Below are 13,449 nucleotides of genomic sequence, written 5' to 3'. Positions count from 1 at the left end.
AAATGGTAGAATTCGGACTTTCCATATTATCCCATAGTTGAGCGCATCGCTCAGGAATATCAACCCCTTGAGAACGGCCATGATTTTTCCCACCATTGAATCCTTTGTCGGAAATACGCCACTGGTCAGATTGCAGCGTCTTCCGGGAGAAACGAGCAATGTTGTTCTGGCGAAGCTGGAAGGCGACAATCCCGCGGGATCGGTGAAGGACCGGCCGGCGGTCAGTATGATCAGGCGCGCGGAGGAACGCGGCGAAATCAGGCCGGGCGATCGGCTGATCGAAGCGACCAGCGGCAACACCGGCATCGCTCTGGCGATGGCGGCAGCCATCAAGGGTTATCGGATGACCCTGATCATGCCGGAAAACATGAGCGTGGAACGGCGGGCCGTAATGAAAGCGTTCGGTGCCGAAATTCTTCTGACGCCTGCGGAAGGCAGCATGGAAGCGGCCATCGATCTGGCGCGGGAACTGGAACGAAAGGGAGAAGGTCGAATTCTCGATCAGTTCGCCAATCCGGATAACCCTCGCGCCCATTACGAAGGCACCGGTCCCGAGATTTGGCGCGATACCGAGGGCACGGTAACACACTTCGTCAGTTCCATGGGAACCACCGGCACCATCATGGGCACGTCGGCTTTTCTCAAAGAGAAGAATGGGGCCATCCAGATCATCGGGGTGCAGCCCAAGGATCAGGCCAAGATTCCGGGCATACGCCGCTGGCCCAAGGAATATCTGCCGAAAATCTGCGATTTCAGCCGGATTGACTGCATCATGGACGTGACGCAGGAGGAGGCCGAAGAAACCACCCGCCTGCTTGCGGCGCGCGAAGGCATTTTTGCCGGCATTTCGTCCGGCGGCGCGGTGTCGGCGGCGTTGCGCCTGTCCGAGGAAGTCGAGAACGCCGTAATCGTCGTCATCATCTGCGACCGTGGCGATCGCTACTTGTCCACCGGCGTGTTTCCGGATTGAGTATGGCGGCACGAGCGCGCAAGAAACCGCTTCCAAAGGAGGCGTTTCCCGCACATATCGAATCGTTTGCCCATGACGGGCGAGGCGTGGCGCACATCGAAGGCAAGGCGGTATTCATCGACGGCGCGCTGCCGGGTGAAGACGTGAGCTTCGTCTATACGGCGATTCGCCGCGATTATGCCGAAGGCAAGGTCGAGGAGGTCGTAACGCCGGCCCCGGGGCGGGTTCAACCTCGCTGCCCGAGTTTCGGCGTCTGCGGCGGTTGTAGCTTCCAGCATCTTGCCGACGCGGCGCAAATCGAAGAAAAGGAAAAGCTTTTGGCGGATCAGTTCCGGCACATCGGAAAGATTGAAGACGTGCCTTTGTGGCCGCCTTTGACCGGTCCGCACTGGGGTTACCGCCGCAAAGCCCGTCTCGGCGTTAAGTATGTGCTGAAGAAGGGGCGGGTGCTGGTCGGATTTCGTGAGCGTTCCAGCCCTTTTATCGCCGATCTGGCGTCCTGCGCGGTGTTGCATCCGAAAGTGGACGAGCGGTTGCAGGATATGTCCGAACTGATCGGTTCGCTAGGCATCAAGGACCGGCTGCCGCAGATCGAGGTCGCCGTTGGCGACGAGCGTGCTGCGCTGGTGTTCCGTATCCTCGAGGATGCCTCGCCGGACGATCTGGATCGGCTGAAGGCGTTCGGCATACGGTTCGAATTCGACATTTACCTGCAGCGGCACGGCCCTGATTCGATCGTCCCGCTTTATCCCGAGAATCCGCCGATGCTCAGCTATTCGCTCCTGAATCAAGGCATCGAATTCCGGTTCAAGCCCACCGACTTCACGCAAATCAACATCGACATCAATCGCAAGATGGTGGATAGGGTGATGGAAGTGCTCGACCCTGCTCCCGGCGACGCGGTGCTCGACCTTTTTTGCGGAATCGGCAATTTCACCTTGCCGATCGGCAAGCGCGCGAGCCGGGTGATCGGCGTCGAAGGCAGTTCCGAGTCGGTCGAGCGCGCCCGCGAGAATGCGGAGGTCAACGGTCTCGATAACCTCGAGTTTCATGTTGCCGATCTCTGCCAATCCTCGGATGAACCGGAGTGGGCAAAGCGCCGATATGACAGGATTCTGCTCGATCCGTCCCGCGCCGGTGCCGAAGAGGTTTTGTCCTATGTGCCGCGCTGGGGAGCGAGCCGCATCGTCTACGTCTCCTGCAATCCCTCCACCTTGGCCAGGGACGCCGGCATCCTGGTTCACCGGCACGGCTATCGTTTGGTCCGCGCGGGCGTCATGGACATGTTTCCGCAGACGGCGCATGTCGAGTCCATAGCATTGTTCGAGAAAGGGTAGGGTGTCTTGAGTCTCGGTCAGCCGCCGTCTGAATCGCCGTATTACCTCAGGGTTAGCATACCTCGCCAGGCGCTTGATCTCATCGAGAACGGCGAGGTGGTTCGTAGCTGGCTAGTTTCTACGGCCAAGAATGGTCCCGGCGAACGCATGGGCAGCGGTTGCACGCCGCGCGGCTGGCATGCCATTCGGGCCAAGATCGGAACGGGCTTGCCTGCCAATACCGTATTCGTCGGCCGTCGGCCCACGGGGGAAATTTACGATGCCGAACTTGCCGCTCGGTTTCCCGAAAGGGACTGGATTTTGACGCGCATCCTGTGGCTGGGCGGACTGGAGCGCGGTTTCAACCGTTACGGCCAGGTGGATACCGCTTGGCGTTACATTTACGTACACGGCAGCCCCGACGCCGGCGTCACCGGCGTGCCGGCTTCGCACGGCTGTATCCGCATGAGAAGCAACGATATTTTGGAAATGTTCGATCTGGTGCAGATAGGTAACCGGGTACTGATCGAGGCGTAGGATCGGCGTGGGTGGGGCGATCGGGGGAATTGCAATGGAGACTCGAGTTTCCATCCGCCCGCGGTCTTGTGAGCGCAGCCGGGAACCGCCCGAGGCCGGTCCCGGATGAACTCGGCTGATGCTATCTTACGAAAATCGTTGGCCAGGAGTTCGCTGCCGGCGTGGGCGCGCCGAGAATACAGCGGCCGTCGAGATCGAACGGGTCGTCCGGAGCACCGCCGTACAGTTCGGCAAGATAGCCGAGCGGCTTTGCCAGAAACCCGGGTTGGGCGCTGAGATCGGATTCGACGAGACGTCCGGAAGAGATACCCACCAGGCCGTCGGTTGCGGTCATCCCGGCGTAGAGAAACTGGTAGACGCCTTGTGCGAAAAGTAAGGTTATCTGGAAGGTGTTGGACCCGCCGTCAGGCCATTCCGGGACTTGATTCCAGGTGGCAACCAGTCGGTCCGGGAGATGCTTGAACTCCACCGTGACGGTACTGTCGGCTGAACCCGGGTTCAGATCATCCCAAAAGGCTGCCAGTTTCGGCACGGTCGTCGCAAACTCCTCCAGCGATTCAGACCAGTTAGTGTCTCCATTGCCGAAAGTGATTGATCCATTCGCGTTTACAAAAATTCCACCCCCGGGCTGTCCCGGTCCGTAATGAACCCCGAAGAACGTGAATCTGCTGTCTGCGGGTAGCAGATCGGTGACTTCGAGAACAGCATCATCGCCTGTCATGACAAGCGCTTCAGGCCCAACGGGTTCGAACGTGCAGATGTCGACGAAGCCCATGGTAGCCGGTTGTACGGCGGGCATCGCGAATGTGGAAGCTTTCGATTCCGCGTCGGCTGCCCCGACCCCGGATTGCGTGTTGACGCCTGCGGCCAAATCGTCCGAAGCCATTGGCTTATCCTGAGCCTGGGCCAATAGAGGGATCGCGAGTAGCGGCACGGCTAACAGGGTGAAAGTCGCTCGTTCAACAAGCGATGAAGAAACTCGATCCATATAGATACTCTCCAGTGATTTACGTCGTTAATGCATGATTTCCCACCATGTTCGGATCGATCCTTATCCCCATCGCGCATCCCTTCATCCGGTCAAAGCCTAGCTCAAACGTTGGTTTACGCAAGATGCATGCCGATAATCTAGATATTTGTTTTAGGGAATGGTTGGGGAATGATGTGGGATCGGTTTCTGTAAAGTTTTTGCAACGTCCGCTGTCCGGGTTTTGCCGCGTAATCGGGTTCCAGATCCTCGAACTCGGCCGAAGCCCGAGCGATTCAGCCATAAGCTATTGAGCTGGCAAGCTGCATCGATAATCAAGCAGCCACCGGCATCCGGTGCGGGCAATGTAAAATTTCCTGACACAGAGTTGGCGACGGGGCGCGCCTGGTTTCTATTGGGGTCTATTGAATGTGGCGGACGGATGGGGCAGGCTTGGCTTCATACGGCTCAAGCGGTTCTTCGATGTGCGCAGCCCTCGACAAACCGTCCGAAGGTCCGCAGACACCGATATCCCCGTGCCGGTGCTAGACAGGATTTTGTGTTTCTTCCGGCGGCGCCGCCCGCAAAATGAAAGTCACCGGACCGTCGTTCACCAACGCCACGGCCATATTGGCGCCGAACCGTCCGGTTTCCACGCGGGAGTATCTTGTCCGTATCGTTTCCGCCAAGTAATCGAACAAGCGTTTTCCGCTATCGGGATCGGCGGCCGGGGTGAAGCTCGGCCGCATTCCCTTGCGAGTATCCGCAGCCAGTGTGAACTGAGAGATCAGCAAGATTCCGCCATCCACGTCCTTGAGGTTCAGGTTCATCTTGTCCTCGGCATCACTGAAAATCCGGTAGCCCAGGAGGCGTTCGGCCAATCGCTCCGCTTGGGCTTCCGTATCGCCCCGTTCTACCGCGATCAAGGCGAGAATTCCGTGGCCGATTTTTCCGACGCTTTCTCCGGCTACGGTCACTTCGGCCTGGGTGACCCGCTGTATGAGGGCAATCACGATCAATATCGGGGCATTTCGGGTGCGACTTCCCTGGCCCAGGCGTCGATGCCGCCGCGCAGATTGACGATATCGGCAAACCCTTGGCGCTCCAGAAAATCCCCGACCATGCGGCTGCGGATGCCGTGATGGCAAATGACGACGATTTCCTGATCCGGGTCGAGTTCGGCGAGCCGAGAGGCAATATCGTTCATGGGAATATGGACGCTGCCTTCGATATGGCAGTGAGCGTATTCCTGAGGTTCGCGGACGTCCAGCAGGAGAGGGGTGGCCGTTTCGAGATAGCTGTTCAGCTCCAGGGGCGACATATCGCGCATGATGGTATCCGTTGGTTATGAAAAAAACCGCTGACGCGGGAACGGTGGACCGGTACGGTTCCTGTCCCTCCGCACCCTGGTCGCGTAGGCCGGCAGTCCTTTGCCGACGAGCCCGCTCTATCGTAACCCGATTATTTGATGGCGATGCCGTTTTCCTTCATTGCCCGCGCGACGGTCTGACCGATGTGGGCGGGGTTTCGGGATACATAAAGCCCCAAGGCTTCCATGGCATCCATCTTGGCGATGGCCGTATCGTCTTCGTTCGAAATGATGGCGCCGGCATGCCCCATCCGCCGGCCGCTGGGAGCTGCGAGCCCGGCAACGAAGCCGACCACGGGCTTTTTCATGGTGTCCTTGGCCCAGCGAGCTGCCGCCACTTCCTGGGGGCCGCCGATTTCGCCGATCATGACCACGATTTCGGTTTCGGGGTCGGCTTCGAAGGCGCGCAGCACGGTCATGAAGTCGGTGCCGTTGATGGGATCGCCGCCGATGCCCACCGAGGTGCTGATGCCCAGCCCGAGGGCGGCCATTTGTTCGGTGGCTTCGTAATTGAGCGTTCCCGAGCGGGAGACGATGCCGACATTACCCTTCCTGTAGATGTGCGAGGGCATGATGCCGACCTTGCATTCGTCCGGCGTTATGATGCCCGGAGTATTGGGGCCGACGATGATCGCATCCTTGCCGGTGCGGTAGCGCTGCAGGCGGATCATGTCGTGCACCGGAACGCCGTCGGCGATGGTCACCGCGACTTTGATCCCGGCATCGATGGCTTCCATCAGGGCATCGGCGCTGAACGGCGGGGGCACGAAGACGGCGGAAACATCGGCGCCGGTGGCGGCCACGGCCTCGGCCACGGTGTCGAATACCGGCAGTCCCAGATGAGTAGTGCCGCCCTTGCCGGGTGTAACGCCGCCGACGACATTGGTGCCGATTTTCATCGCGTCCTCGGCGTGGAAGGTGGCGTGCTCGCCGGTGAAGCCTTGGAAGATGACCCTGGAGTTCTTGTTAACGAATACGCTCATGGATGCTTACCCTCTCACCGATTCGACCGCTTTGGCTGCCGCGTCGTCCAAATTTTCGGCAGTAATGAACGAGAGGCCGGAGTCCGCCAGGATCCTGCGGCCTTCTTCGACGTTGGTGCCTGCCAGTCGCACGATCAGGGGTACCTGGATTTGGAGGCTGTTACAGGCCTGGATCAAGCCTTTGGCGATCCAGTCGCAACGGTTGATGCCGGCGAAAATGTTCACCAGAATGCACGTGACGTTGGGGTCTTCCAGCACGATGCGGCAAGCGTTCGTGACTTTTTCGGGAGAGGCGCCGCCGCCCACGTCGAGAAAGTTGGCGGGACGTCCGCCATGCAGGGTAATGGCATCGAGCGAGGCCATGGCAAGGCCGGCACCGTTGACGATGCAGCCGATATTGCCGTCGAGGGCGATGTAGTTGAGGCCGTGGCCGGAGGCTTCGACTTCTTTCGGATCTTCCTCGGCCAGGTCGCGCATTTCAGTGACGGCTTTCTGCCGATAGAGGGCATTGTCGTCGAAGCTGAACTTGGCATCCAGCACTATCAGCTTGTCGTCGCCGTTGCCGACCACGGCCAGCGGATTGATTTCCGCCTGCAGGGCGTCCCGGTCCCGCATGCAGCGATAGAGGGCCTTCATCAGCTTAACCGCCTGCGGCATCAGCTTGCCCTTTAGGCCGATCGCAGTGGCTACCTTACGGCATTGAAAGTCCAGAAGACCGATGGCCGGGTCTATAACTTCCTTGACGATCTTTTCCGGAGTCGCCTCGGCAACCTCCTCGATCTCCATGCCGCCTTCGCTCGATGCAATAATCGTAATGCGCTGGGAGCCGCGGTCGATGACGAAGCCCAGATAGAATTCCTTCTTGATGTCGCTGGCGTGTTCTATCCAGACGCGCTGAACGATGGAACCTTCGGGGCCGGTTTGATGGGTGACCAGGTGGGTGCCGATCATGGCATCGGCGATTTTTTGTACCTCTTCGATGGAATCGGCGACTTTTACGCCGCCCGCCTTGCCGCGTCCGCCGGCGTGAATCTGTGCCTTGACGACCCATTTGTTTCCGCCGATTTCCTCGGCTACTTGCGCCGCCTGCTGATCGGAATAGGCAACGCCGCCAACCGGAACCGGCACACCGTATGATTTCAGCAGTTCCTTTGCTTGATATTCATGGATATTCACTGATGACTTTCCTCTTTTCAATGATATAGGTCGGGTTCGGCCGGCAGGCCGCGGCCCGACGATAGGAATGTCGGGTTACGTCTCGATAACCCGCCTGACGGAAATTCCTCACGACTTTCGGGCTTCGATTTGTTCGATCTGTCTGACCACATTTTCAGCCATGCGGATCGACGCAGCGTCTATTAGGCGACCATCCAGGGAAACGGCCCCCTTGCCTTCCTTCGCCGCGTTTTCCATTTCTACCAAAATTCGCCGAGCTCGATTCACTTCCTTTTCCGTGGGCGTGAAAATTTCGTTCGCCAAAGCGACTTGCGACGGGTGGATTGCCCATTTGCCCTCACAGCCGAGAGCCGCGGCGCGGCGCGCCGCGACTTTATAGCCCTCGGGGTCGCCGAAATCGCCGAACGGGCCGTCGATGGGACGCAATCCGTAGGCTCGGCAGGCGGCAACCATGCGGGAGATGCCGAAATGCCATTGGTCGCCCCAATGGAAATAGCGCTGGCCGTTTTCGTCGGGGTCGGTCAGCATACCGTAGTCCGGATTGGCTCCGCCGATCTGCGTGGTGCGGGCACGAACCGAGGCGGCGTAGTCGGCCACGCCGAACACCATGGCCTCCATGCGCTCCGGGCAACTCTGTGCAATTTCTTCCACGTTGGCCATCCCCATCGCGGTCTCGATCAGCACGTGGATGTTGATGGCCTTGAAACTTTTGTAGGCTTCGATTTGGGACAGCAGGGTGGCGACGAAATAGACATCCGCCGCGCTGCCCACCTTGGGGATCAGGATGGTGTCGAGCTTGTCGCCGCAGGCTTCGACCACTTCCACGAGATCACGGTAGGCGTAATGGGTATCGAGTCCGTTGATTCGGATGGAAACGGCGCATTTCGACCAATCGTGGGTCTTCAAGGCCTCGATGATGTTGGCGCGCGCCTGCTCTTTGTCGTCCGGGGCGACGGCGTCCTCCAGGTCGAGAAAGACCACGTCGGCGCCGGAATCGGGCGCTTTTTCCAGCATCCGCTTATTGCTTCCGGGAACAGCCAACTCACTACGGTGTAATCGATTCTTTACGGCCATGTCGTGTCTCTGTAGTTATTTTCTGGACAGTGAATGTTGCATTCGTGCGAATATTCGCCAAATCCCGATTAACACAGGCAATGTCGTGAATTCCCTTTTGGATTGATTCGCCGCGGGCAAGAAGCAAGGGAGGGCCGGGCATTGGCTCGAGATTCGCGCAACCGTCCTCATAGTCATTGCCGAATCGTACAGCAATCGCCCGAGTCTTGGCCCCACAAGCTGTCTGACAGCATAACTCGCCATTATAACCGCAAGGCTTTATCTTTCCGCTAGTGTCGGAAAAATCAACGGTACAAATATCCGGCGATGGCAAAAATAATGAAATAGACTAATTGTTGTATGGGGCTTTTTTTGTTAGGATCGCGCCGACATGCAACTTTTTGTTGCTGGCATGCAACTGAGTTAGGTTCAACTTGCACGAGGGGGAATAAGAATGATCAAGAATTCGACTGGTATGGCCGCAGTAGTTACGGCTGCCGTTGCGGTAGCCGGATTGGTGCCGCAGCAGGCCATGGCGGAAAGCCACTACAAGGGTACGTCCGCTCAGGCCGATATCGAGAGACGTTTGCAGATGATGGAAGACGAGATGCGTGCTCTACGCTCGGAATTGGCGAGAGCTCGCTCCGAATCCAGAGAGAATGTTGAGAAAATGGAGGCGCAGCAGGAGAAGGTAGATAGACAGCTTGCCGAAGCGGATAAGGGTGAGAAAGAGCATCGCGATCTGCTCTTCTTCCGCGGCGGTTATGCCAAGATGGAGCATGGCCGTGGTTACAAAGGTTTGGAAACGCTGGTTTGGAACGCGGACGAGAATGACAACGACGGTTGGTATGTCGGCGCCGGTTTCGACCACGAGTTGACCGACGATTTCTGGGGCCTGACGGATATCGCCTCGCTCGACGGCGAAGTGATGTTCGAATACAAGAATTTCGGCACCGGAGAAAATTTCCTGGTTGACGCCTTTACCGGGGGGGAGGTAATTGAGAACAAGATTACCCAATTCACGCTTACCGCTGCTCCGAAAATCAAGTTCAACAACATGGGTAATTTCCGACCGTGGATCATTCCGTTCGGTCTCGGCATCCACGTCATCAGCCCGCCTTCCAGCGGTGTTACCGTTCTGAACCCCGGCCTGATGCTGGGCGCCGGCGCCGAATATAAGATCTGGGGTGATCTGTGGGCGGGTCTCGATTTCCGTTATCACTTCACGGGAGATGACTTGGACATTAAAAGCAAGAATGGTGTGCTCAAAGGCGTAGACACCGACGGCCTCACCGCCGGCGCCTATCTCGGTTTCGGCTTCTAATATTTTCCCGAGCCGATAAAAAGGGGGGGATTCCAGTCCCCCCTTTTTTTCTCTTGTGGGAAAAACCGTTCGACGATGCGACGCTGGTGTAGAATCGTCCGGCATGATTCGTATCGAAACACCTGTGCACATCGCACTGAACCTCTACGAAAACGCGTCTTGGCTTTATCCACGCTCTGGACCAATCCATAAAAGCGCCGTCGGTCCATTGTCTCGTTACGCCAGGTCCAAGGTTCTGTCCGGCCTGAGCCCGCCATGAAAACGCTTTACCCCGAAATCGAACCTTACGCAATCCATCTATTCAAGCGGAATAGGCATCATATCCATGTGGAAGAATGCGGCAATCCTTCCGGATTACCCGTCGTGTTCTTGCACGGCGGACCGGGTTCCGGTTGCAAGGCCTACCACCGTCGCTTCTTCGATCCCGAAAAATATCGGGTCGTACTCGTCGATCAGCGCGGTGCCGGGCGCTCGCTTCCCCAGGGAAAACTCGTCGGCAATACCACGGCCGATTTGATCCGGGATTTGGAATATATCCGCCATGCGCTTCAAATTGAACGCTGGCTGGTGTTTGGAGGTTCCTGGGGCGCAACCCTGGGTCTCGTCTACGCTCAGCGCCATCCGCCCAAGATTTCCGGGCTGGTGTTGAGAGCCGCGTTCCTGGCACGGCAACGCGATATCGACTGGTTCGTCGGCTCGGGCGCCGACCGAATTTACCCGGAACAGTGGGATCGATTTATGGAAAGTATCCCCGAGCCTGAACGGCATCGGCCTCTGTCTTATCTGTACGCGTGCCTGACCGGGGATGACGAGTTGGCCCGAAGGCGTGCCGCCCGTGTCTGGGCGCAATGGAGTGGCCAGGTTATCGTCGGCAACGAGTTCGAGCCGTCGGAATTGACCGAGCATGTTTCGTCCGAGATCGTCAATCAGGCTCGAATAGAACTCCATTATGCCGTCAACGGGTATTTCATCCCTGAAAACGCCATTTTGGAACAGTGTGGCAGGATTCGTCGCTTGCCGGTAATTTTAATCCACGGCCGTCGCGATCTGGTTTGTCCGGTGGAATCTTCCTTCAGTCTTTCCAGGCGCCTGCCGAATTCCGGTCTTCGCGTTCTGCCGAACGCCGGCCATATCGCAGCTGGCGAGGAAATGATAGACGCCCTGGTTTCGGCAGCGGATGAGATGGCTGAGAGGTTGGATTCATGAGTGAAAATAAACGTTTGATTATTGCCATGACCGGTGCGACCGGCGCGGTTTACGGTCTACGCTTGCTTCAGGTGCTGCGCGACATGGGGGGATGGGAAACGCACCTGATCGTATCCTCGGCGGGCGTGCTCAATATCCACCATGAACTGGGCATGAAGCGCAGCGAGGTATGTGCGTTCGCCGACGTCGTTCACGACGTGGGCGATATCGGGGCCAGTATCGCGAGCGGCGCATTCAAGACCCGCGGCATGATCATTGCTCCGTGTTCGATGAAAACATTGGCTGCCGTGGCTCACGGATTTTCCGACAATTTAATTGCCCGTGCAGCCGATGTGGCCCTTAAAGAACGCCGACGATTGGTCGTGGTGCCGCGGGAAACGCCTTTGAATTTGGCTCACATCCGCAATATGGCGGCTATCACGGAAATGGGAGGGATCGTTTTTCCTCCGTTGCCGGCGTTCTACGGCAAGGCCAAAACATTGGCGGAACTAATCGACGAGACCGTGGGACGGATTCTCGAGCTGTTCGGGATCGAAACCGAAGCCCTGTTTGAGCCATGGGAGGGGCTGGGCAAGTCTTAAATTGCGAAATACGTGGCTACGGAAAGCTCTAACGCTATGTTTGTCGGTGAAGCAAGCCATTTCGCGTTTTGAAGGCTCGTGCCGAATCCTCGAATCGGGATGCGGAAATGTCGGCCCAGGAGAGCCGCCGTTAAGCCGGCGAAGGGAAAGTCCGTAAGCGGAGTACGGCCTGCAGCGCATCTTCTATCTGAGCAACGGGAAATCTCGAGTAAGGTCGGCAATTCTTTGCCGACGAAATCCTCGGCCCGACGGCGGTGCCGGCAAAGGATTGCCGACCTACGAGGACTTGAGTCGCGATCGTTCCCGAAGGGCGGGTTCCCGAGGTCCTTCACTTGTTTGGCGATACATCCCCCAAAAGCGTAAACGAGCCCGTCAAGATTAAGCAAGATCTGCCCGATTCACCCTCGTAGCATGCACGGCTTTTTGTATCGATAACGGCGTTCAGCCGCTCAGCGATTTGGAGTTCTTGGCATTGCGGAACACCAAGGGTTTTGGTTCATTGGCTTCGAATGCCGAGCGTGCGCTGGCGATCGCTTCCGATACCGCGCTGCGGTGGGGCGATTTGCTGCATACCGGATCGGCGGCGGCCATGTCGCCGGTGAAAAGATAGGCCTGGCAGCGGCAGCCGCCGAAATCCTTGGTCTTCTCCGGACAAGACCGGCACGGTTCCTTCATCCAATCGTAGCCGCGAAACCTGTTGAAGGCATCCGAGTGGAGCCAGATGTCGCGTATGCTCATGTCGCGCACGTTGGGACAGTCAAGCCCGGGCAGCGAACGGGCTTCGTGGCAGGGCAGGGCGAGGCCGTCCGGTGCGATGGTCAGAAACGTCGTTCCCCAGCCGTTCATGCAGGCCTTCGGCCGGTCTTCGTAGTAGTCCGGCACGACGTAGTAAATCTTCATTTTGCCCTTGAGCTTTTCCTTGTAGTCCTGGGCGATGGCCTCGGCCTCCCGGAATTGTTCACGGGTCGGCAGCAGGCGGTCGCGGTTGAGATGCGCCCAGCCGTAATACTGAGTATTTGCCAATTCAAGATAATCGGCTTCCAGTTCGACGGCCATGTCGAGAATTTCGCGCATGAGGTGGATATTCTCGCGATGGATTACCACGCACAGCACCATGGGATAGCCATGTTTCTTGACCAGGCGTGCCACCTCTTTCTTCTGTTCGAAGGAATCGGTACCGGCCAGAAAGTTATTCAGGGTTTTTTCAGGCGCCTGAATACTGACTTGGATATGGTCCAGCCCGGCTTCCTTGAGCTCGGCAATTCTGGTTTCGTCGAGCTTGTAACCGGAGGTGATCAGGTTGACGTAGTAGCCTAGTTCCCGGGCGTGCCCAACGAGGATCGGCAAGTCTTGGCGGATCAGCGGTTCGCCGCCCGACAAGCCGAGCTGTACGGCTCCCATGGCGCGGGCCTCGGAAAATACTCTGAGCCAGTCCTGGGTATCGAGTTCGTCCGCATGTTTGGCGAAGTCCACCGGATTGGAGCAGTAGGGACACTGCAGCGGACAGGCATAGGTGAGTTCGGCCAGCAGCCAGCGCGGACTACTGACGGGGAGTTTGTCTGATCCAACCATTATCTAAGGCTGATTGCAGGAGTTCGGAAATATCGTCCCTTAGACCGGTCGTTTCGAATTTTATCTCAAGTTCCGAAACAATTTCGTCCAAATCTCGCGTACCGTCGCATAGCTTGAGGATTTCGGCTGCGGGCGTGTTCAACTCCACCAAACCTTCCGGATAGAGGATCACATAACGCTGCTGAGCTTCCTCCCATTGCAGTCGATGCAGAGGCGAGAAGGTGAATCGATTTTTGGGGTCTAAGGGCATGTTGCGTTACACCAAGGCAGTGGCTATCTTTCTTTCGTATGTCTTTGCGCCCGCGAACTTCGCGGGCGGACGAGTCGCCGCCACGCCTCCCTCCCGTTGAGAGAGGGGTGGCGGTAATGAATGAGGCGCGCTAACGATTGCTGCT

General features: G+C 57.8%; 14 protein-coding genes. 6 read left to right on the top strand and 8 right to left on the bottom strand.

Annotation, left to right across the window (positions count from 1 at the left end):
• The first annotated feature begins 79 nt into the window (after positions 1 to 79).
• From cysM to sS8_RS10750, 3 genes are read left to right on the top strand one after another with little or no spacing between them, the layout of a single operon-like run.
• Positions 80 to 970, top strand: a complete 891-nt coding sequence (gene cysM / locus sS8_RS10760; RefSeq protein ID WP_179952410.1) for a cysteine synthase CysM — start codon at positions 80 to 82, stop codon at positions 968 to 970.
• Positions 971 to 972: 2 nt separating this feature from the next.
• On the top strand, positions 973 to 2,307 hold the full coding sequence (gene rlmD, locus sS8_RS10755) for a 23S rRNA (uracil(1939)-C(5))-methyltransferase RlmD (RefSeq protein ID WP_119629646.1): 1,335 nt from the start codon (positions 973 to 975) through the stop codon (positions 2,305 to 2,307).
• Positions 2,308 to 2,313: 6 nt separating this feature from the next.
• Complete coding sequence (locus sS8_RS10750; protein ID WP_119629645.1) at positions 2,314 to 2,823, top strand: L,D-transpeptidase; 510 nt, start codon at positions 2,314 to 2,316, stop codon at positions 2,821 to 2,823.
• A gap of 121 nt (positions 2,824 to 2,944) precedes the next feature.
• Here sS8_RS10750 and sS8_RS10745 read toward each other — a convergent pair whose 3' ends face one another.
• The 6 genes from sS8_RS10745 to sS8_RS10720 form a co-directional block, all read right to left on the bottom strand.
• Positions 2,945 to 3,598: a hypothetical protein gene (locus tag sS8_RS10745; protein ID WP_145986495.1), complete on the bottom strand. Its 654-nt coding sequence runs from the start codon at positions 3,596 to 3,598 to the stop codon at positions 2,945 to 2,947.
• A 737-nt stretch (positions 3,599 to 4,335) separates the two neighbouring features.
• Positions 4,336 to 4,803, bottom strand: coding sequence for a D-aminoacyl-tRNA deacylase (dtd, locus tag sS8_RS10740; protein ID WP_119629643.1), 468 nt, complete (start codon positions 4,801 to 4,803; stop codon positions 4,336 to 4,338).
• A 2-nt stretch (positions 4,804 to 4,805) separates the two neighbouring features.
• Complete coding sequence (locus sS8_RS10735; RefSeq protein WP_119629642.1) at positions 4,806 to 5,120, bottom strand: rhodanese-like domain-containing protein; 315 nt, start codon at positions 5,118 to 5,120, stop codon at positions 4,806 to 4,808.
• A gap of 131 nt (positions 5,121 to 5,251) precedes the next feature.
• A complete protein-coding gene (gene sucD, locus sS8_RS10730) occupies positions 5,252 to 6,142 on the bottom strand; it encodes a succinate--CoA ligase subunit alpha (RefSeq protein ID WP_119629641.1) in 891 nt (296 codons plus the stop codon).
• A gap of 6 nt (positions 6,143 to 6,148) precedes the next feature.
• Entirely contained in the window at positions 6,149 to 7,318 is a 1,170-nt protein-coding gene (gene sucC, locus sS8_RS10725; RefSeq protein ID WP_119629640.1) for an ADP-forming succinate--CoA ligase subunit beta, read from the bottom strand.
• A gap of 108 nt (positions 7,319 to 7,426) precedes the next feature.
• The gene (locus sS8_RS10720; protein WP_119629639.1) at positions 7,427 to 8,392 is read right to left on the bottom strand and encodes an HpcH/HpaI aldolase/citrate lyase family protein; all 966 of its coding nucleotides are present in this window, start codon (positions 8,390 to 8,392) and stop codon (positions 7,427 to 7,429) included.
• Between the two features lie 433 nt (positions 8,393 to 8,825).
• Between sS8_RS10720 and sS8_RS10715 the strand changes: the two genes are divergently transcribed.
• From sS8_RS10715 to sS8_RS10705, 3 genes are all read left to right on the top strand, one after another.
• Positions 8,826 to 9,695: a hypothetical protein gene (locus tag sS8_RS10715; protein WP_119629638.1), complete on the top strand. Its 870-nt coding sequence runs from the start codon at positions 8,826 to 8,828 to the stop codon at positions 9,693 to 9,695.
• A gap of 255 nt (positions 9,696 to 9,950) precedes the next feature.
• Entirely contained in the window at positions 9,951 to 10,901 is a 951-nt protein-coding gene (pip, locus tag sS8_RS10710) for a prolyl aminopeptidase (RefSeq protein WP_119629637.1), read from the top strand.
• On the top strand, positions 10,898 to 11,482 hold the full coding sequence (locus tag sS8_RS10705) for a UbiX family flavin prenyltransferase (protein WP_119629636.1): 585 nt from the start codon (positions 10,898 to 10,900) through the stop codon (positions 11,480 to 11,482). Before pip ends, sS8_RS10705 begins: the two co-directional genes overlap by 4 nt.
• Positions 11,483 to 11,923: 441 nt before the next feature.
• Here sS8_RS10705 and pqqE read toward each other — a convergent pair whose 3' ends face one another.
• Complete coding sequence (gene pqqE / locus sS8_RS10700) at positions 11,924 to 13,054, bottom strand: pyrroloquinoline quinone biosynthesis protein PqqE (RefSeq protein ID WP_119629635.1); 1,131 nt, start codon at positions 13,052 to 13,054, stop codon at positions 11,924 to 11,926.
• The gene (pqqD, locus tag sS8_RS10695; protein WP_119629634.1) at positions 13,023 to 13,304 is read right to left on the bottom strand and encodes a pyrroloquinoline quinone biosynthesis peptide chaperone PqqD; all 282 of its coding nucleotides are present in this window, start codon (positions 13,302 to 13,304) and stop codon (positions 13,023 to 13,025) included. The genes pqqE and pqqD overlap by 32 nt, the downstream gene beginning before the upstream one ends.
• Positions 13,305 to 13,449: the final 145 nt, after the last annotated feature.

Source organism: Methylocaldum marinum, from assembly GCF_003584645.1.
Taxonomy (GTDB): Bacteria; Pseudomonadota; Gammaproteobacteria; order Methylococcales; family Methylococcaceae; genus Methylocaldum; species Methylocaldum marinum.
This window is presented reverse-complemented; position numbering and strand designations above follow the sequence as displayed.